General features: G+C 50.5%; 2 protein-coding genes. Both read left to right on the top strand.

Features of this window, described 5'->3' with window-relative positions:
• Positions 1 to 11: 11 nt before the first annotated feature.
• Positions 12 to 15,629, top strand: coding sequence for an SDR family NAD(P)-dependent oxidoreductase (locus NSQ37_RS18095; RefSeq protein ID WP_341124401.1), 15,618 nt, complete (start codon positions 12 to 14; stop codon positions 15,627 to 15,629).
• A 4-nt stretch (positions 15,630 to 15,633) separates the two neighbouring features.
• Entirely contained in the window at positions 15,634 to 23,352 is a 7,719-nt protein-coding gene (locus tag NSQ37_RS18090) for a type I polyketide synthase (RefSeq protein ID WP_341124399.1), read from the top strand.
• Positions 23,353 to 23,372: the final 20 nt, after the last annotated feature.

Raw genomic sequence — 23,372 nt, 5'->3', positions numbered from 1 at the left:
AGGATAAGGTTTTGGGTAAGGGAGACAAACAAAAAGACCGTACACAGTTATCCTTAAGAACAGAAATAAGCAATCAAATGAAAGAATTGAATCGGCTTTTGCTGCAAGTGCTGCGGGTGACGCTGCGTTCAATGGGTCTGACCGGCGAAGCGCCGGCGGCTTCCTGTCTGCCTTTATATGAACGCTGGCTGGAAGAAAGCATCCGTCTTTTAGACAGAGATTTTAAAAGCGGTGAAACGGCCGCGGTTTGGGAAGAGTGGCATAAGAAGAAAAACGAATGGCTGAAAGATCCGGATATGAAAGCGCAGGTTCTGCTGGCGGATACCGTCATTCAAGCTTTGCCTGACATTTTAACAGGCAAAATAAAAGCCACTGACGTGATGTTTCCCGATTCTTCAATGGAGCTTGTTGAAGGAATCTATAAGCATAATATTCTCGCTGATTATTACAACGATGTGCTGGCAAATGAAGCGTGTATTTATGTGGAAAATGTAATGAAAAACAATCCTGATGCAAACATCCGTCTGCTGGAGATCGGAGCGGGCACCGGCGGAACGAGCAGCACACTGTTTAAAAAGCTCCGCCCCTATCAAAACCATATTCAGGAATACTGTTATACCGACTTGTCAAAAGCTTTTTTAATGCATGCCGAAAAGGAATACGGCGCGGACAATCCGTATTTGACGTATCAGCTGTTTAATGTGGAGCAGCCTGCGGCGGGCCAGGGATTACATCTGCGAACCTACGATATCGCTATCGCTGCAAACGTGCTGCATGCCACCAAAAATATCCGGAAAACTTTAAGGACGGCAAAAGCCGTATTGAAAAAGGACGGTTTGCTGCTTGTTAATGAACTGGGCGGGCATACGCCGTTTACACATGTTACATTCGGCTTATTAGAGGGCTGGTGGCTGTACGAAGACGAGGCGTTGCGGATTCCGGGGTGTCCCGGTCTTTATCCGGAAACATGGAAATCCGTTTTAATGGCTGAAGGTTTTCATTCCATTCAATTTCCGGCTGAAAACGAACGTCTGCACACCCAGCAGATTATCACGGCGAAAAGCAACGGAGTCATCAGGCAGAGCAGGGAAGCTCACACCGCGCAAAAGCGCCAATCAAACGTACCGCAAACATCCTCTGATCGTCAGCTCCCAATCAAACAAGCGGGAGAGGGGCTTTCGGAAAAGACAGCGGCTTTTCTGATAAGGGCTGCGGCAAAAGTATTAAAAATGCCGGCAGAAGAGATAAATCCGCTGGCTCCTCTGGATGAATACGGCATTGACTCTATTCTGATCGTTCAGCTGACGAATGAGCTGCGGGATCTCGTCCCTGATATCAGCAGCACGCTGTTTTTTGAATACCGGACGATAGGAGAGCTTGCCGCATACTTGGCTGAAACGAAGGAGCGCGAACTGCATGCGCAATTTTCTGAAGAAGTCCGTCATACTGAAGCGGCATCATCCGGCTCTTTGCTTGAAAAAAGCACAGAGTATCTGAAACAGATCGTCAGCGCCATCTTAAAGATGCCGATTGAGGACGTTCAAGCCCATACGCCCCTGGAAGAATACGGAATCGATTCCATCTTAATCGTACAGCTGACCAACCGCGTGCGGGAAGACATACCTGATATCAGCAGCACATTGTTCTTCGAGTATCCGACAATCGGCGGATTAGCGGAATATCTCGTCAGCTCAAGACAGGAAGATATGGCTGGGATTTTCAAGACAAATAAAGAAGCCGAAAAGGGGCCGCACATTCTACAGAAAAAGCAAAGCCGCAACAAAAGCGCGGGATTGACGAAGCGCCAAGCGGCATCTTTTTCTGAAAAAGCGCCGCCCGCTTCCGAACCGCCGTCAAAACACCTTGAAGTGGCAATTGTCGGTCTTGCCGGACGGTATCCCGGAGCTGAAAATGTTAATGAGTTCTGGGAACGGTTAAAGACCGGTGAACACGGAATCACCGAAATTCCGAAAGACCGCTGGGATTGGCGGGACTACTATGATGAGACAAAAGGTAAGGAAGGCCGGATGTATACAAAGTGGGGCGGATTTTTAACAGATATTGATAAATTTGATCCGCTGTTTTTTAAAATCTCCCCGAAAGAAGCGGAGCGCATGGACCCGCAGGAGAGACTGTTTCTGGAAACCGCTTATGCGGCCCTGGAGGATGCCGGATATACCCCTGATTCACTATGCGCCGGTAAAAAGGTTGGTGTCTTTGCGGGTGTCATGAACGGCAACTATCCGACAGGGGCCCACTATCACTTTATCCCGAACCGCGTATCCTATGTGTTTGATTTTCACGGTCCGAGCATCGCGGTCGATACCGCATGCTCCTCATCCTTAACCGCCATTCATCTCGCCGCAGAAAGCATCAGAACAGGTGCATCTGAATGCGCGATTGCCGGCGGCGTAAACCTGATTACAGATCCGGTTCATTATATCGGACTTTCTTCTATGAGAATGCTGTCACCGTCAAACGCGTGCAAAGCGTTCGGTGATAAGGCTGACGGGTTTGTTGACGGAGAGGGCGTCGGCTGTATCGTGTTAAAGCCGTTGAAGAAGGCTGTTGAAGATCATGATCATATATACGGTGTCATTAAAGGAAGCGCTCTGAACGCCGGCGGCAAAACGAACGGGTTCACCGTTCCGAATCCGAATGCACAAGGAGAAGTGATCACAGATGCGATGGAGCGGGCAGGGATTGACCCGAGAGCAATCAGCTATCTGGAAGCCCACGGCACCGGCACTTCCTTGGGAGATCCGATTGAAATCGCAGGGTTAACCAAGGCTTTCCGCCGCTATACGGATGCAAACCAATTTTGTTCCATCGGTTCTGTTAAATCCAATATCGGACATCTGGAAAGTGCGGCGGGCATTGCTGCGGTCACCAAAATTCTTCTTCAGATGAAACACGGATATCTGGTGCCGTCGCTGCATTCAAAGCAGCTGAACCCGGAAATTGATTTTGAAACTTCTCCTTTTATCGTGCAGCAGGAAACAGCGGAATGGAGACGGCCGGTCATAGAATCTGAAGGAGTAACACGGGAATATCCGAGAATCGCGGGTACATCTTCTTTCGGAGCGGGCGGTGCAAATGCCCACCTGCTGATAGAAGAGTATGAACCGGCTGAAATGACTTCGGCAGACACCGGCCGTCCGGCGCTTTTTGTTTTATCGGCAAAAGATAAAGACCGCTTGCGCGAGCGGGCTCTGTTGCTGTCGGATGCCGCCGGAAACGGAACAATTACAGATGCGAACCTGCTTGACGCGGCATTTACCCTTCAAGTCGGGAGGGTCCCGATGGAAGAACGGCTGGCGATGACAGCGGACTCTGTTTCTGAATTGGAACAGAAGCTGACTGCTTTTCTGAATAATGCTGGTTCTGTAAGCGGGGTGTTTACGGGCCGGAGTGATAGTGCTGTCACGGAGACGGAAGGCACAGTCAGTGATTGGATGGAAAAACGTCAATTTGACAGTCTTTTGAATGCCTGGGTTCACGGGACGCCCGTCGATTGGGCATCTTTATATAAAGGCGCGCTGCCGCATCGTATCAGTCTGCCGTCTTATCCATTTGCAAAAGAAAGCTACTGGATGAAGCGGGAAGAACAAAAAGCAGGAACAACTGAATATGTGCATCCTTTCCTGCATGAAAATACGTCAACCTTGGCGGAGCAAAGCTATCATACATCTTTTACAGGCCGGGAACACGTTTTCCAGGATGTGAGCGGGGAGCGGGTTCTGTCGGCAGCCGTTTATTTAGAAATGGCGCTTGCGGCTTTTCATCATGCGGCAGACAGCTCTGAAGAAAAAGAGATATGGATCCGAACAGCGGCATGGACTGACCCGATTACCGGCGGACTTCACGGTGCGGGCGTCAATCTCTCCCTTCTGTCTGAAGACGAGGAAGGCATCCATTATGAAATATACAGTGACGAAGAGAAGCTGCATCATTATGGAATCATCGGACAAGGGAACATACAGCCATCCCGCGTGCTTGATATTGCCTCCTTACAAAAAGACTGCCGCCCGCTTTCATTCGATTATGAAACACCAGGCACATCAGGTGTAACGATCAGTAAGGAGTTCCGCACCGTTGAAAAGCTTTATGCGGGAGAAAGTGCGGTTTGGGCGAAGCTTGCTCTCACAGATGAAAGCGGACGTAATCCGGGATATCATCTGCCGCCGGAATTTCTGGACGCAGCTTTTCATGTCCTGGCCAAAACGGAGCCGTCAGTCCATATCGTGCCTGAAGCGGTTGAAGAACTGCGCGTCATGCGTCCGTGCTCATCCGGCATGTGGATGTATATTAATAAAAAGAATCAAACCGGCTGTGACATTCAATTTTGTGACGAAACCGGCATTGTCTGCGCAGAAATCAAAGGGGTGAGAATGAGACAGCCGTCTCAGCAGGATCACGGGCAAAAGGAACAATCCGAGATGATGATATTTGAAGAAATGTGGACTCAGCAGCCTCTGAAGAAATCCATTCATGAAGAGCTGAAAACGGTCATCTGTTTTCTTACGGGAGAAGCTGCCAGAAAGCATGCTTATCAGTCTTTACAATCCCTTTATCCGGAATCCGGCGTGTTTTTTATTTCACAGGGTGAGGAAACTCAAAAGCTTTCAAACACGCATTATCAAATTAAAATCACTGACGGACAAGCATATCAAGAAACGTTTCGGCATATTGAAACGGCTGCAGGCAAAGCGGATGCCGTTTTATATGGATGGCCGCTTGAAGATGAAAAGGCCGTGAAAGACTATTCCATTCTGTATCATGTGATCCGCGCAGCTGCTTCTTTGCGTTCTAAACCGAGGCGGATCCTTCTTTCCGCTCAGTGCGGGAGCGATACCGATATCAGTTACGCCGAGTCATGGATCGGGCTGGAACGGTCGCTGAAACTGATCTTGCCGGAGACGGATACGGCCGCGGTTTATTTTGGACAAAAAGGACCGTTAGAAAAACTGATCTATAACGTATGTGAAGAACTTCACAGCGCGTCGTTCCGCAGTGTCATGTACAGTGGGGAAATCCGTCGCGTCATGGAAATGAAGCAGACGGATATTGCCCCTGGCGAGAAGCGTGTGATAAAGAGCGGAAAAACGTACTTGATTACCGGCGGATGCGGGGGGTTAGGCTTGTTATTTGCCGGATATTTTTCTGAAAAAGGACCGGTTACGCTCATTTTGACGGGGAGATCAGCGGCAGATGGCCCGGTACTGAACAAGATAAAGAGATTGGAAGAATCAGGCGCCAAGGTGTTTTACGTGCAGGCGGATGCCGCTGATCAGGCTCAGATGGAGAAAGGTTTGCAAGAAGTGAAAGAGAAAGGATGCGGGCCGATTCACGGTGTCATTCACGCTGCAGGTCTTCAAGGCACTGAAAGCATTCTGGAGAAAGATCTGCAAACCTTTCAGCAAGTCTTATCGCCAAAAGCGGACGGCACCGCGGTGTTAGATCAGGTTCTGTCACGGGAGCCGCTTGACTTCTTCTGTTGTTTCTCTTCTTCTTCAGCGATTTTAGGAGACTTCGGTTCTTGTGACTACGCGATGGGGAACCGCTTCCAAATGGCTTTTGTCCGTCACCGGGATAAACTTGTGAGCCTCGGACTCAGAAGCGGCAAGTCACTTGCAATCAATTGGCCGCTTTGGAAAGAAGGGGGGATGCATGTCGGCACGGCGGAAAGCACCGATATGTATTTAAAATCAAGCGGACAGCGTTATTTATACACTGAGGAAGGACTCGAAGCTTTTGAAACATTGTTAGTCCAGCCGTCCAGCCAGTATCTCGTCCTGGCCGGTTTTCCGTCGAGGGCCAAACGCTTCCTGCAGATAGATCAAGGCGAACGGCCGATTTCGGGTTCTGTAAACAGGAACGTCCCGTTTTCAGGAAGGCGGAGTGAAATGAAAGGCTTTACACTGGAAGAATGCGTAAGCTGGGATGTGAAAGAACTGGCGGCGGGGCTTTTGAAAATAGACAAGAACAGACTGACGGACGCTGACAATCTGGCTGATTTCGGCTTTGATTCTATCAGTTTGGCGGAATTCGCCTCTTCTTTGTCCGCCCATTACGGGATTGAAGTGACACCGGCCCTGTTTTTCGGACATTCCACACTGGAGAAGGTCGTCCGCTATTTTCTGACGGAACACAAGTCCGTCATGGAGCATGTCTATGAAGAAAAGAAACCTGAATCCGCAGATCAATCTGTCTTTGAAAAGGCAGGAACGGAAAAGCGAAAGAAGCAGAGGGGAAGAAATAAGCTGAACGCCGGAACCGAGGGCAGTCAGGCAGCTGATTCCATTGCCATTATCGGCATGAGCGGCCGATTTCCTCAGGCGCGCACGGCGGACGAGCTGTGGGACATTCTGTTTCAGGAAAAGGACGTTGTCGCACCGGTCGCAAAAAAAGGCTTCACAAGTTCAAAATGGAAACTCGGCGCTGTACCGGGGGCGGACGAATTCGACCCTTTATTTTTTGAAATATCGCCGAGGGAAGCTGAAACGATGGATCCGAAACAGCGGCTGCTTCTTCAGGAAGCGTGGAGGGCCCTTGAGGACGCCGGCTACGGCGCCAGTCACATCAAGCAGCAGACGATCGGTATGTTTGTGGGGGCGGAAGAAGGAGATTATCACCTTTTAACACGGGACAAAGGCAATGTCACGTCTCATCATAACGGTATTTTGGCGGCACGGCTGGCTTATCACTTGAATTTATCAGGTCCTGTGATGGCCATAAATACAGCATGTTCTTCGGGGCTCGTTTCTGTCCATCAGGCGGTATTAAGCCTGCAGAATAAAGAGTGCACAACAGCTGTTGCGGCCGGGGTGAATATCATGAATACCCCGGACTTTTTTGAAACGATAGATAAAGCCGGAATGCTGTCGGAAAACGGGAAATGCTTCGCGTTTGATAAAAGGGCTGACGGCATGGTTCCGGGGGAAGCGGCCGCGGCGGTTGTTCTGAAGCCGCTGAGAGAGGCGGAAAAAGATGGTGATCCGATTTACGGGGTGATTCGGGCGAGCGGCATCAATTATGATGGGAAAACAAACGGAATTACCGCTCCGAGCGGCGTCGCGCAGACCCGGCTGCTTACTTCCGTTTATGACCGGGGCCGTATCAACCCTGAAGATATCGAATATATCGTCACACACGGCACAGGTACAAAACTCGGTGATCCGGTGGAAATTAACGCGCTTTATGACGCATTTTCTGCCTATACAAACGAAGAAGCTTTTTGCGCGCTCACATCAATTAAAACCAATATCGGCCACACGTTTTCCGCATCAGGCATTGTCAGTTTGATCAGTCTTTTACAGGCGTTCTCCCGTGAAATGATTCCCGCCAGTCTGCATTGCAGCGGGGAAAACCGCTATATCAACTGGGAGAAGAGTCCTTTTTATGTGAATAAAACGGGTAAACCGTGGCCTTCTCTGCCGGGTAAAAACCGAATGGGGGCAGTCAGCGCATTCGGGATGAGCGGAACAAATGCCCATATCGTTATGGAAAGCTATAAGCGCAGCGCTTCACCTCATCCGGATGCCCCTGCATATTTACTGACTTTGTCTGCAAAAACAAAGGAGGCCCTTCAGGAAAAAATCGAAGATATGATCACTTGGGCGAAAAATGGCGGACTGAAAGAAAATGATCTAGCCCAGCTCAGCTACACGTTGCTAAAAGGACGGCATCACTTTAACCATCGCGCCGCCATCGTAGTGCAAGATGCTGATGACGCAGTGTATGTATGGAAGCAGGCAAAGCTTAATGAACATCATCCTTATGTGTTTTCGGGAAAAGTACCGCAGCACTTTGCAGGCCGTCAGCATATTCAGGAGCACATAATAGAAGTGCTCGGCAAGTGCAGCGCCTCATATTCTGACCATAGAAAATATCAGGAGCTGTTATGCGTGCTGGCAGATTTTTATTGTCAAGGTTATGAAATCGAAGGGGACTTGCTTTATGGCGGACCTTTGCCGCGAATCGGCAATCTGCCGGGCTACCCGTTTGCCAGGCAGACGTATTGGGCATCCGATCATCTTCAGAGGGAGCTTGAAAGCCGGAATTCAGCTGAACGTGAAAAGCTCCATCCGCTGCTCCATACGAATACATCGACCTTTACCGCCCAGCGCTTTACTTCTGTTTTTTCAGGGCATGAACCGTTTTTTGCCGATCATATCGTCAATGGAAAACCGGTGCTTCCGGGCGCGGCTGCTTTAGAAATGGCCCGGGCCGCCGTTACGCTGGCTGCTGAAGACTTACCCGGCGGGAAAACGGGTGTAAGGCTCAAACAGATCGTTTGGCTCCGTCCGGTGACGGCGCTTTCTGAAGGAGTGACGCTTCATGTAAAGCTTCAGCCGGAAGAAAACGGAGATATTGCTTTTGAAGCGTATGCCGAAGGAGAAGAGCCGCTTGTCTTTTTCCAGGGAAAGGCCGTGCTCGAAGAGACGGAGCGTGCTCCTGTTCTCGATGTGGAAGCGGTTCAGGCGCGCTGCGGCGGCCGTCACTTGTCAAAGGCTGAGTGCTATGAAGCGTTCGACAGCCTCGGCATCACCTACGGACCGTCTCATCAGGCGCTTGACGCCGTCTATGCCGGAAACGGAGAAGTGCTCGCGAAGCTCACTCTTCCGCCGTCCGCCCGCGAGGAAAAGGAGCCGTTCATCCTGCATCCGAGCATGCTGGACGCCGCCCTTCAGGCTTCTATCGGTCTCGTGCTCTCAGACGGTTCCGCGTCCGGACGGCCGTTTCTGCCGTTTGCCCTCCAGGATATGCAGGTGTTTTCTGCGTGCCGGGAGACGATGTGGGCGGTGCTTTCCTCAGCGGACGGCGCCTATCATATTGAGCTGTGTGATGAAAACGGCGCGGTATGTGTCCGATTGACGGGGCTCACCGCCCGTTTTCTGGAAGAGGAAACGGAGGAAAAACCGCTCTTGCTTCAGCCAAAGTGGCAGGAATCACCGCCGGATGAAGGCGGCGGACAAGAAGCGTCTTTCAGATACGTGACGCTGTATGGCGGAATGAACGCTGAGGACATAAGCGGCGGCGCCGTATGTGCGGCTGACGGCGAAGGTCCGATTGAAGACCGTTATGACGCCTGCGCGGCGGAGCTGTCAGCGATCGTCACGCGTCTTATCAAAGAAAAACAGAAGAAAAAAACGCTGATCCAGCTTCTTGTCCCCGACAGGGGGGAAGACAATGTATTGGCGGGGCTGGCCGCTTTTCTGAAAACGGCTCACCTTGAACATCCGAAGCTGTACGGCCAAGTCATCCAAGCCGATCCGGACGAGTCAGCCTCGGCGCTTCTTGCCAAGCTGAAAGAAAACCGGGCGCATCCTGAACAAGCGGAAATCCGTTATGAAGACGGCAAACGTCTCGTCAGAAACTGGCGTCATCTGCCGGCGCCTCAAAGCGGCGCCATTCCGTGGAAAGACGAAGGGGTCTACCTCCTCACCGGGGGAGCGGGCGGCATCGGCCTGATTTTCGCTGAAGAAATAGCCTCCCGCGTCAAAAACGCCGTCCTCGTATTAACAGGGAGGGAAGAAGTGCTTGATGAAGAGCGCTCCGCCCGCTTACGGCGCTTGGCAGCGTCGGGTGCCCGCGTATTGTATCAACCGGTAGACGTGACAGACAGGGCGGCGGTCATCGCCCTCGTCCGCGACATACAGGAGGAGCACGGAACACTCGACGGGATCATTCACGGCGCAGGCGTGATCGCTGACAATTACATTCTCAACCAGACAGAAAACGAACGGAAGACCGTCATGGCGCCGAAGGTGAAAGGGCTTATCAATCTTGATGAAGCAGCGAAAGATGTGCGGCTGGACTTTTTCATTCTGTTTTCTTCCTTGGCTGGAGGTATGGGAAATCCGGGGCAGGCCGGTTATGCGGCAGCCAACGCATTTATGGATGTTTATGCAGCCCGCCGGAACCGTCTCGTGCGGGACAACGAGCGGAGCGGGAAGACTCTGTCTGTCAACTGGCCGCTTTGGGAAGAAGGCGGTATGCGCGTGGACAAAGAGACCGAACGGCTGATGTACGAACAGACCGGAATGAAAGCCATGCGATCGGCCTCAGGCATCCAAGCGCTGTACGCCGCTTTTGCCTCCGGAGAACACCAGGTCATGGTGGCAGAAGGCGACGAAAAACGGATCCGCCGCCATATTTTCGATCTGGGCGAAGAACAAAGCGCCGCCGGAAAAGCTCCGGCAGTGGCAGATGCAAGAGATCTGAAAGATCAGGTTCAAGAGAAACTAAAGCGGCATGTATCAGATCTTTTAAAGGTAAGCATGAAAGATATTGAGGCTGACAGCGAACTGACGGAATACGGATTTGATTCGATCATTTTCACTGAATTTACAAATCTATTAAATCGGTCTTATCAGCTTGAGCTCAGCCCGACTATCTTCTTTGAATTTCCGACATTGCGCAAACTGAGCGGCCATTTGATATCTGAATGGAAAGAAGCATTCAGCGGCTTAGAAAGAGAGCGTTTAAAAACCGCTCCAAAAGCCGGAATAAGAAAAGCTGAAGCTCCGGCGGCCGTTCATGTCAAGCGGGAAACGCCCGTATCCGTAAAAGGAAAATCAGAAGAAAAAACCGAACCGATAGCCATTATCGGAATCAGCGGTATTTTTCCGCAAGCGAAAGACATAGATGAATTCTGGACACGTTTACAAAAAGGAGAGCATTGCATCACAGAAATTCCACGAGATCGCTGGGATTGGCGCGAATATTACGGCGATCCGGCAGCGGATGCAAATAAAACGTCAATTAAATGGGGCGGTTTTATAGATGGAATCGCCGAGTTTGACCCGCTGTTTTTCGGGATATCTCCGAAAGAAGCTGAAATGATGGATCCTCAGCAGCGTCTATTAATGATGTATGTGTGGAAAGCCATTGAAGACGCGGGGTACTCAGCAAAACGGATTGCCGGAACAAAAACCGGCATTTTCACCGGCACACTGGGAAGCGGATATCAAACTTTAATCAATAAGGCGGGTCTTCCTGTCGAGGGGTATACGATGACCGGAATCGTGCCGTCCGTCGGGCCGAACCGAATGAGTTATTTTCTTGATATCCACGGGCCGAGCGAGCCGGTAGAAACCGCTTGTTCAAGCTCTTTAGTCGCCATTCACCGCGCGGTAAAAGCCATTGAAACGGGAGATTGTGATATGGCGGTCGCAGGGGGCGTCAACACGATCGTCACGCCTGAAGGGCATATCGGTTTTCAAAAAGCAGGCATGCTCAGTGAAGACGGGCGCTGCAAAACATTTTCTGATCAGGCTGACGGTTATGTCAGAGGAGAGGGTGCCGGGATGATTGTCTTGAAAAAGCTTTCAGAGGCTGAGCGTGACAGGGATCACATCTACGGCCTCATCCGCGGTACAGCGGAAAATCACGGCGGACGCTCAGCGTCACTTACCGCGCCGAATCCGCAGGCTCAGACGGATGTGCTGAAAAGCGCTTATCAAAAAGCCGGTATTCACCCGTCAACGATCACTTATATAGAAGCGCACGGAACCGGAACGGCACTCGGAGATCCGATTGAGATCAATGCATTGAAAAAAGCTTTCCAAACAGAGGGGGCGCCGGGCGGATATTGCGGGATAGGCTCAGTGAAGACAAATATCGGACATTTGGAGCTCGCAGCAGGTATTGCGGGCGTTATCAAAGTATTGATGCAGCTGAAACATCGGACGCTCGCCAAAAGTCTGCATTGCGAGAACATCAATCCCCATATCAAGTTGAAGGACAGTCCGTTTTACATTGTGACAGAAACAAAGGAGTGGGAAGCGCTGCGTGATGAAAACGGCCGGGTCCTGCCCCGCCGGGCGGGTGTAAGCTCATTCGGTTTCGGAGGTGTCAATGCGCATATCGTTATTGAAGAATACATGGGCAGAAGTGAGACGGAACAGCAGGAAACCAGTGAGAAAGCGTCATCTCTTTTTGTTTTGTCAGCTAAAAATGAAGAGCGGCTGAAAGAAAGAGCGCGTCTCCTTCGCGATTTTATCCAGAACGGATCATCCCGCCATATCGATCTTGCAGATGCCGCATACACACTGCAGACCGGACGGGACGCGATGGAAGCGAGGCTGGGAATCATTGCAGGCTCCGCAGAGGAACTGACTGAAAAACTGAACGCGTTTCTGTTGGGAAAAAACAGCGAAGATATCATCAGCGGCCGTAAAAAACGCGAGAATAACACGATTTCCATGTTCTCAGACGATGAAGACGCGGCTGACCTCGTCAGCGCCTGGCTTGAGAAAAAGAAATACAGGAAAGTGCTGCGGCTCTGGGCAAACGGATTTGACACAGATTGGGAGCAGCTGTATACGGACAGGAAACCGCGCCGCATCAGCCTGCCCTCCTATCCGTTCAGAGCCGACCGCTATTGGGTGCCGAAACGGGGACAGCTGCCGCTTTCGAATCAAAAAACAGTATTATTGCAAAAAACATGGGAACCGTGCGAGGCAGTGTCTTCATCCGAGCCGTTCAACAGCAAAATAGCGCTCATCGTCTCTGAAGATACAAAAGACCTTGCCGCCGAGGTGAAAAAACACCTGAATGATGCTGACATTGTGCAGGAAAATCAGCTCATCTCTTTCTTACAGGGTCCGAACGCGGCCATCTATTCCGGGTTTATTGACTTCACCGGCTGCGGCTCCCGACAAAAGCGGCAGGACATCAGCTGGGTGGCATCGCTGCAGCAGCTGATTGAATACGGCCGCGGACAAGAAAACATGAAAATGCTTTATCTTACAAAAGGGCTTGAAGCCTTCAAAAATAAGGCTGCCGTTATGCATGGTATTGAAAAAGCGGGGCTTTATCGCATGCTGCGGCATGAATACAGCCATATTCTCACCTGTCACGCCGATATTGATCCTGAAGGGCCGCTGGAGCAGACAGCCGCTTTTATTAAACAAGAAATTGAATCAGACTTAACGGAGTCTGCTGTTTGCTATAGGGACGGCATGCGCTTCAGCTATGTTCTTCAGCAGACTGATCAGATTGAACCAGAAGCTGTGCAAACAGACCGGACTGCGTTTCCAAAAGACGCCGTCCTGGTGATAACCGGAGGAACGCGCGGACTCGGCGCTTTATGCGCCAAGCATTTCGTTTCCGAATACGGTGTGAAGAAACTGCTTCTGACAGGCAGAAAGGAGCTGCCGCCGAAAACCGAGTGGGATCTTGAGCAAACAGACCCTGTCGTTTCGGAAAAAATACAGCTTATCCGGCAGCTGGAATCACAAGGTGTAAAAGTGTGCGTCTCAGCAGTTGATCTGACGGATAAGCAGGCCGTCGGACGGCTTATAAAAGAGGTAACCACAACGCTCGGACCTGTCGGAGGCATTCTGCATTGCGCGGGAATTGCGGACCGTGAAAACCCTGCTTTTCTCCGCAAATCCAAAGACAGTATCGCGCGGGTGCTCGCGCCGAAAGCAGACGGCCTTCACAGTCTGTATGAGAGTGTAAAGGATGATGCGCCGGCATTTTTCGTCCTGTTTTCATCTGTCTCAGCAGCCGTCCCGATTCTTGCGGCGGGACAGAGCGATTATGCGATGGCTAATTCTTACATGGACTATTTTGCAGAAAACAATGAGAGCGGCATCATTAGCATACAATGGCCGGCATGGGATGAGACGGGCATGAGCAGGGATATAAAAAGCGGGATTTATGAGCAAACGGGATTGCTGCGGCACTCTGACGCTGAAGGTCTCAAGATGCTTGATTACATTTTAAGAGAAAGACCCGGAGCTGTCGTGCTGCCGGCACAAGTGAAACATGATTGGGACGCCAAAGCGCTGGAAAATGCCAAGCCAGCCGCCCATAAAGGAATGAAAGCAGCTTCCAAACCTCCTGAAACAAAAAAACGGGAACATAACCGGATTGATATTCAATCTTGGCTAAGGTCGCTTTTGGCAAAAGAGCTGAGTATCGATGAAACGCATATGGATATCGATGTGCCTTTTCAGGAATACGGAATGGATTCTATCTTTCTGGCGCAAGTGCTGACAAAGATCGATCAAAAACTGCCGTCCGTTTCAATTGATCCGACTGTCCTTCTGGAACACCCTACCATAGAACAGCTCGCGGATTATTTAGCCGTACATTGTCCGGAAGCTTTTTCGGCAGATGCAGCAGTTCCCGCGGAGAAGGTCCCTTTGCAGAAGACGCCGAAACGGAGCAAAAAAACGGCAGATAACCCCGGGAAACGGGGAAAGGTTGCGATCATCGGCATGGCCTGCCATTTTCCGAAAGCGGGAGATATAAAAGAATTTTGGAAGAATCTCCGCAGCGGAACGGATGCCGTCACTGAAGTTCCGCCGGACAGATGGAACGCCGGGGAACACTATCAGCCGGGTGAATATCAAGAAGGAAAAAGCATCAGTAAATGGGGCGGTTTTATTCACGATATTGATCAATTTGACCCGGAGTATTTCAATATTTCAGAAACGCTGGCACCGATGATAGACCCGCTGCAAAGGCAGTGGCTCGAAGTGAGCGCGGAAGCTTTGGCCGATGCCGGTTATCAAAAAGAGGATCTCTGGGGCCGCCGTATCGGCGTTTTTGCCGGTGCAAGGGCAGGTGCGTTCCATCAGAAATTTCAATATTTGCAAAAAGACGCGATTATTGGCGCGGGGCAAAATTTTATTACCGCACACATGGCGCACATTTATAACTTTACAGGGCCCAACCTGGTCGTGGATACGGCCTGCTCCAGTTCGCTTACGGCAATTCATTTGGCCGTGCAGGCTATTCAAAATGGAGAAGCGGAAGCGGCCTTTGCGGGCGGGGTTGACATTTTGCTTGATGAAAAACCTTTTCTCACAATGAGCGCGGCGAGAATCTTATCGCCAAATGGCCGTTCAAAATCTTTCGATGCCGATGCGGACGGAACAGGAATCGGAGAGGGCTGCGGTGTGCTGATGCTGAAGCCGCTCGAAAAAGCGATAGAAGACGAAGATAAAATATACGGCGTTATTGACGGCTCTGCGATAAATAATGACGGCAGCACAATGGGCGTGACGACGCCGAATCCCCGGGCGCAGCAGGACTTGATTGAGCAGGCGGTTCAATCAGCGGAAATCGATCCGGACACCATGACATACGTAGAGACGCACGGAACCGGTACATTGATCGGCGACCCGATTGAATTAAAGGGATTAACCAATGTCTTGTCTGCTTATTCCGATGAAAAACAATTTTGCGGTGTAGGAAGCGTCAAAAGCAATATCGGCCACTTGCTGAGTGCGGCGGGCGCGGCGGGAATCATCAAAGTTTTGCTGGCGATTGCCAATGAAGAACTGCCGCCGACTTTGCATTGCCATAAGCCGAACCCCCGCTTTCAATTTAATGATTCGCCGCTTTATCCTGTGCTTGAGCTGAAGCGGTGGGACGGAAAAAAAGAGATACTCAGGGCCGGGGTCAGCGCGTTCGGTTTGGGCGGGAATAATGCCCATATCATTGTCAGCAACGAAGGAATTCCGAAAGAGCGAAAAGCGGCCATGGAACCGAAAGGCGGCCAGACAGTATACCGAAAACAACGGTATTGGCCTGAAAAAGCACAGTTGTCCGAAGCGGAAGAAAATGAGGCGGGCACAGAAGCAATGTTTGAAATAAGCGAGGTGTGATAGATTGGCAGTTGCCACCGATCAAGTCAAAACGTTCCTGCAGAAAATCAGCCATACGAATTATATCGTCCGGGATCATCGCGTTCATCAAATCCGCGTCCTCCCGGGCGTGACTTTAATAGATATGCTGTATCGGCTCGCCGCCGGGTATCTCGGTGAAAGGCCTATAGAATTAAGACAGATCATTTTTAAGCAGCCTGTTGTAACATCTGAAGAGTTTGATAAACACCTGTATGTGACCTTTACGCCGGCGCGTGACAGCTGGAAAGTTGAGATTACTAGCGAAAAAGCAAAAAACGGCACACCGCTTGGCGGAAACCGGGATGAGAATATGGAATGCCAGCTTTATTTGCAAGAAGACACGCCCAGGGCAAAAGAACTGAATATTGAAGCGTTCATGAAAAACGCAAGCCGAAAATGGGACATGCATGACATTTACGGAATTGCAAGAAGAAGCCATATTGAGCATGGCGAGTTTATGAAAAATGAAGGGGCCGTTTATCAGCTTCAGGATAAAGAAGAATTAATGGAGCTCACTCTGAGTGATTTGGCTGAAGGATTCCGGGAGAAATTTAAGGCGCATCCGGCTTTTTTAGATGCGTCCACCCTTGCCGGCTCTTCCTTTGCATTGTCGGCCCAAAAGCAGAATGACACACCTTATATTCCTTTTATGATCGATCGTTTTTGCATGTATCAGCCGTTTCCGAAAACGATTTACACTTATTCTGCGAAAAACAGCCGCACTGAAAGCGGCGTATCAGATAGCGAACCTGATGTTTATTCGGCTGACTTCACGATTTACGACAGGGCAGGGAACGTATTGGCCGAATGTGAGAAACTGACAGTAAAAAGGGTCAGACAAGCGAATATGATTACCCATCTGATAGACAAAGAGAAGCCGCCTCAGCAGAACAGAAGCGGCCGTGGTGAGTCGGAAAATTCTGTGGCCGCAGAAGACGTGTCTGAACAGCAAACGCCGGAACAAAACATGGTGACTTACATAAAGTCGGAAATCGCCAGGTTGATCAATCGTCCGGCACAGGATATTGATGTGCGGAAAGGCTTTTATGATATGGGGCTTGACTCGGCGCATTTGCTGAAGCTTGTAAAGATATTAGAGCAGACTTTTCAGCAGCAGTTTTATCCGACACTGCTTTTTGAATATTCCTCTGTCCGCCGCCTTGCGGATTACCTTATCAATGAAGCGGGCTGTGTGCTGAAAGATTCGGCCGAAGAACGGCATACATCAGATGCTGACATTGCTGATGAGGTTCTGTTTTTTGAACCCGCCTGGAAAGATCATCCGCTGGAAACGGCGGTGCAGAACGGGCAAAAACACACCCGTCATCTCATTATCGCTGCCGATGCAGGACCCCGTCTCACCGGTGAACTCGGCACACATTGCCCGGAAGCGGAAGTGATAGAACTGAAAAGGGAGCATGAGGTTGCAGATGAGCAGTTTGAAGCAGATGCCGAGCGCATATTTCGTATGCTCAAACGGGAACTGACAGACCATCCGAAAGAACATACATTGATTCAGCTTGTATGCGCCGTTGAGGATGGAGCGGCATTGTCTTCCGCTCTCGGGGCTATGCTGAAAACGGCACATCTGGAAAATCCGGCTCTTCGCACTCAGGTGATTACCTTCTGTGACAAGAATGAGAGATTGCCAAGTGAGACGGCCGCAATCATTAGAACAGAAGCAGACTGCTCTCATGCAGGCTGCACAGACATTCGGTATAAAGACAATATACGGCAGATCAGATTGTTCGAACGTATTGAGAAACTGGACGGGCAGACACAGTCTCCCTGGAAACAAAACGGCGTATATGTCATTACAGGAGGTCTCGGCGGTCTTGGATTTCTGCTTGCTTGTCACCTTGCAGAAAAAGAAAAGGTGAAGCTCGCACTCATCGGCCGTTCGCCTGAACAGTCTGAGAAGATCAGCAGACTGAAAGCATTGGGCGCAGAAGTTCTTTACGTTCAAGCGGACATCGGCAGCAAAGCCGAAACAGAGCGGGCATTTGCTCAGATTACAGAAACCTTCGGCCGGCTGACGGGCATTTTTCATTGCGCCGGTGTTTTAAAAGATCAATTTATCATCCAAAAAGACAGTTCTGACTTGAAGCAGGTGTTCCTGCCGAAAATCAGCGGCCTGATTCATGCGGACGAAGCTTCACGGCATGAACCGCTTGAATTTTTCGCCGTATTTTCCTCATTCTCGGCGTTGGCCGGAAATGCGGGCCAGACAGATTATGCCGCGGCGAACGCTTTTATGGATGAATATATGAAATATCGCGATTGCAAAGCGGAAAAAGGCGAACGGACCGGGGCTTCTATAACAATCAACTGGCCGCTTTGGGAAGATGGCGGCATGCAGGTTGACAGCTTGATGAAAGAGATCATGAATGATGCAACGGGCACCAGCCCGCTTCCGGCCGGGGAAGGGATGGCTTCACTTGAATATATGCTGCGTCTCGGCAAGCTGCAATCTGTTATTTTATACGGGAAGGAGCCGGCTGTAACTGAAAGCATGGCCCGATTGGTTCCGATGGCAGACAAGAACCGCTCTTCATTATCCCATGCAGCTGTAAAGAGAAGGAGCCAAAAACAAGAGAGACATACAGAAGAGCACGATATTGCGGTAATCGGATTGGCGGGAAGATACCCGCAGGCGGGAAGCATTGATGAATTTTACCAAAATCTGCGCTCAGGGAAAGATTGCATCACAACAATGCCGAAAGACAGATGGAAAGGTTATCCTTTCTCATATGAAGCAGATCAGTTCTACCGTTACGGAGGATTTTTAGATCGCATAGACAGCTTTGATCCGCTGTTTTTCAATCTGACTCCTCGCCAGGCTGAAATGATGGACCCGCAGGCACGGCTGTTTTTAGAGACGGCTTGGGAAGCTTGTGAAGATGCCGGTTTTTATCAGGACAGAACGGCGCGCGGGCCATCTTCGCAAAAGAGAAAACGCGTCGGGGTATTCGCAGGTGTGTTTTGGAGCCATTATGAGCTGTTCGGGGCTGAAATCACACAGCGGGGTACACCGCTGTCTATGGGCGTGACGCCTGCCTCTGTTCCGAATATCGTGTCTCACTGCCTGAACTTTACGGGACCGTCAATGGCTGTTGATACGATGTGCTCTTCTTCGCTCACATCCATACATTTGGCATGTGAAAGCATTAAAAGAGGGGAGTGCGAATTCGCCCTTGCCGGCGGTGTGAATGCGGTCACACACCCGCATAAATATGCGTTTTTGGCGAATGCCGGATTTCTGTCTTCAGAAGGCGTCTGCAAAAGCTTCGCCGACGGCGGTGACGGTTATGTGCCGGGAGAAGGCGTCGGCGCGGTGTTACTGACAACCGTTCAAGAAGCGGAAAGAATGGGCTGTCCGATATATGGCGTCATAAAAGGCTCCGCTTTAAACCATGTCGGAAAAACATCCGGTTTGACCGTGCCTGATCCGGCATCACAGGCGGAAGTCATTACAGATTCTTTTCAGAGTGCCGGCATTGATCCGGAGACACTGAGCTATATTGAAGCCCACGGAACAGGCACGTCTTTGGGTGATCCGATTGAAATTGAAGGGCTGAGCCGCGCTTTCCGCAAATGGACAAACAAGAAGCGGTTTTGCGCCATCGGCTCTGCCAAATCAAATATCGGCCATTTAGAAGGAGCAGCCGGGATCGCCGGATTAACAAAGGTGCTTTTGCAGCTGAAGCATGGAGAAATCTTTCCGTCATTGCACGCGGACACGCTGAATCCCCATATTCCGTTTCCGGACACGCCGTTTTATGTGGCGGACCGGCTGGAAGAATGGGAACGGCCGTCACATCCTGACCAGCCGAGAAGAGCGGGTTTAAGTTCTTTTGGCGCCAGCGGGAGCAATGCCCATTTTGTCATAGAAGAATATCTGCCGCTGCAGGCTGAAAAGAAATCGGTAAATATACGGGAAGACGAGCCGGTTCTGTTTCTGCTTTCGGCAAAAAATGAAGATCGCCTATTAGAATATGTCAAACGGTATGACCGCTTTTTACGGGAAAAAGAAGTCAACCTTAAAGACCTGGCCTACACGCTTCAAGCTGGCAGAGAAGCGATGCCTGAACGGCTGGCATTGATCGTTACATCCGTTTGCGGCCTGCAAGCGAAACTGAAGGATGTGCTTGAACGGAAAACAGAAATTGAAGGATGTTTCCGGGGACGTGCTCAAGATGATATTTCATCAAGTGGAATGGCCGAGCTGTTGAAAAACCAGCAATATTCCAGATTGCTCACTGAGTGGGCAAAAGGAGCCGCCGTTAACTGGAGCCTGTTATACGAAGGAGAGAAGCCGAAACGGGTCAGCCTTCCTGTATATCCGTTCGCGAAGGAGCGGTATTGGGTGCCTGTGCCTGCGGATATCCGGAAACAGACAGACGAACCGGCGGAAAACCAAAAGATCATTCTTCAAAAAGACTGGAAGCAGCAAGATCCGGCGGAATCTGAAGCATTATCAGGAACAGTAATGATACTTGCAACTGATAAGACGAGCCGATTGGCCGATGCTCTTTTTAAAGGAAACGGCCATATTGAAACGATCTGCTTCATCCATCAGGCAAAAGACGGCGCTGATTATTACGCCGCCGCATCGGGGCGAAACCTTTACGGCAGAGTGCGGGAGTCTCTTCAAAACAAACAGATACTCGGGGTCGTCGACATAACCGCATATGACGCGGAATATGAACGGCAGGAAGAGATAGAACACGGAAAGCTTGCCTTTTTACAGCAGGCTCTTGAATCATTCCGTCATAGCGGCGCTGTGTTCAGCCAAGTGACACACCGCCTTCAGCCTTTCAAGGAAAGTAAACCTCTGATGCAAGGGGCGAAAACGGCGGGGCTGTACCGGATGCTGGGCGCTGAGTATGCCAACATTCATTCTTTTACGATAGATAGCGATTGTGAGATTGAGCATACAGAAGAATTAAGCAGACAGATTGAGACTGAATTTTTACAGCCCCGGGCCAAAAGCGTCAGTGAATGCTGCTACAGGCTGAATCGCCGTTATGTGCCGTTTCTGAAGCAGGGTGTGAATGTTTCGGCGGCGCCTGAGCTTTCCTATTCGTCTGATGATGTGCTGTTAATAACGGGCGGATCGCGCGGGATCGGCGCAATTGCGGCGGAGCATGCCGTATCACGCGGATGCAGGAAACTGGTCATCATGGGGCGGGAGCCGCTTCCCGATTCCTCAAAGTGGGCAGACATGAAAAAGGACGGCATTCTCCCGGAAAAAGCCGAGCGGATGCAGAGGTTAGCCGAGCGGGGCGCGGAGATCCGCTATTACAGCGTTTCTCTTACGGATCAAAAGGGGCTCCGGAACATGACGGACAGTATCCGCGGTACGATGGGATCGATTACCGGCGTTTTTCATTGCGCGGGTTCAATGGGAGAACACCCCGCTTTTTATAACAAAACCGAAACTGAAATCGAAAGCGTTTGCACGCCGAAAGTAACAGGGCTTCGCGGTCTCTATGAAGCTGTTCAGAATGAGCCGCTGTCGTTTTTTATTTTGTTCTCATCCGTTTCGGGCCTGATCCCTTCGCTTGCTGCGGGGCAAAGTGACTACGCGATGGCTAATTCGTTTATGGACTCTTTTGCAAATCATCAAGCAGGTAAAGGGAACGTGTTTGTTAAAGCCGTTCAATGGCCCGTCTGGAAAGAAACCGGCATGGCTGAAGGCCTGCCGGAAACACCTGCTTATCAAAAATCAGGACTTTCCAGGCTGTCTGCCGAAGACGGACTGAAGTTTTTAGATTACATCATTTTAAACGGACAAAGCTGCGGAATTCCTTGTGTTCCCGAAGACAGTGAGGCTGATTTTGGTGATCTTCTGAAGGTGAAGAAATCTGAAGCTCCCGTGAAAAAAAGCACTGCCGGTGACCAAAAGGTGAAGGACATGATTCGTCAATGGGTGCGCACCGTTTTCAGCGAAGAACTGAAAATGACGGATGAGCGGATAAAAGATGATATGCCGTTTGATGAATACGGGATTGACTCAATACTCTTTGCGGAATTGGTTCAATCATTGCAAAAACGGATCAGCATTAAGTTAACACCGTCCTTAATGCTTCAATATCAAACGATTACAGAAATGGTTGACTATTTCGCAGCGCATCATGAAGCCGATTTTGTGACAAAAGAAAATGGTTTCGTTCAAGACAGGGACGTAGAGCCTGATTTAATCGCTGACGCTGAAGAGAGAACATTCATGGAGCCGAAAGCGGATACTGAAGACGATATTGCCGTCGTCGGCATGTCCTGCCGTTTTCCGGGGGCGGGCGGAACGGATGCTTTTTGGGAGCTGCTGATGAAAGGAAACACCGCCATCCGGCCTGTCCCCGCAACGCGCTGGCATGCAACAGCAAATGCAAAGGATTATGCGGGGTGGATTGATGATATCGATATGTTTGATGCGGGCTTTTTCGGCATCTCTGAAAAAGACGCGGCAATTATGGACCCCCAGGCGCGGATCATATTAGAAGAAGCGGTTCATTCCGTTTATGATGCCGGGTACGGCCAAAAGGATTTATCGGGCCGGAAAGTCGGCGTGTACATCGGCGGCAGGGCGCAGCCTTCAGCCGGTATGGAACATATCCTGCAGGCGCCTAACCCGATTTTGGGGGCGGGGCAAAACTATTTAGCGGCCAACATTTCACGATTTTTGAATGTCACAGGGCCGAGCCTTGTCGTGGATACAGCATGTTCCTCAGGGCTGATCGGGCTGTCCTTTGCAAAAGACGCCCTTTTGGCCGGAAGGATTGACGCGGCCTTAGTCGGTTCGGTGAGTCTGCTCTTATCTCCGTCCGCGCACCGGTTATTCGGAGCGCGCCATATTTTAAATGAGAACGGCGTGTTTCATATATTCGACCGTGAATCAGCGGGAGAAGTGCTCGGAGAAGGAGCGGGGGCGGTTTTTATCAAGCGATTGAGCGATGCGGTGCGGGACGGAGACCGTATTTACGGCGTCATAAAAGCCGTCTCGGTAAACAATGACGGCCGGACGCTCGGTCCCGGTTCACCGAATATAAGAGCGCAGAGAGACGCCATTCAAACTGCGCTTGACATAGCGGAAAAGTCGCCCGAAGACATTGGATATATAGAAGTGAACGGAGGCGGTTCCCCAATCGTTGATTCGGTGGAAATCAAGGCGCTCTCAGATGTCTATCAGCTGAACCGGAAAACGCTTCTGCCCTGCCGGATCGGATCGGTGAAACCGAATGTAGGGCATTTGCTTCTGTCTTCAGGTCTTGCGGGCTTCATCCGATGTGTGCTGAGCGTCTATCATAAGCGGATTCCGCCTTTCTTATCAGCGCGTGAGCCATTTGAACATTATGACTTTGAAGCGTCGCGTATTCATTTTAATCGTGAACCCATTGATTGGCATTCAGAGAAGAAACCCCGCGTCGCAGCTCAGAGTTCATTTCCTGACGGCGGGACAAATGCTCATATCCTCGTTGAAGAATACAGAGGTGAAAGGCAGCGGGAACATCACCTGGCGCCTCAGCCGCCGGAATTCAGAAAAAAACACTACCCGCTTTTGGGCGGCTGGAACAGCACGGAGAATGAAGCGGAAAAAACAAGTAATGAAAAAACAGACATTGCGGATCTTTTAAAGAAATATGAGAAAAAAGCAGAGACAAGCACTGCACCTGCAGACTCGTTTTGGCAGGTGACAACGTGACGTTTTTAAAAGGGGACTAA

The organism is Bacillus sp. FSL P4-0334, assembly GCF_038004825.1.
Taxonomy (GTDB): Bacteria; Bacillota; Bacilli; order Bacillales; family Bacillaceae; genus Bacillus; species Bacillus velezensis.
The sequence above is the reverse complement of the archived record's forward strand: the minus strand, read 5'-3'. Positions and strand labels throughout refer to the sequence as shown.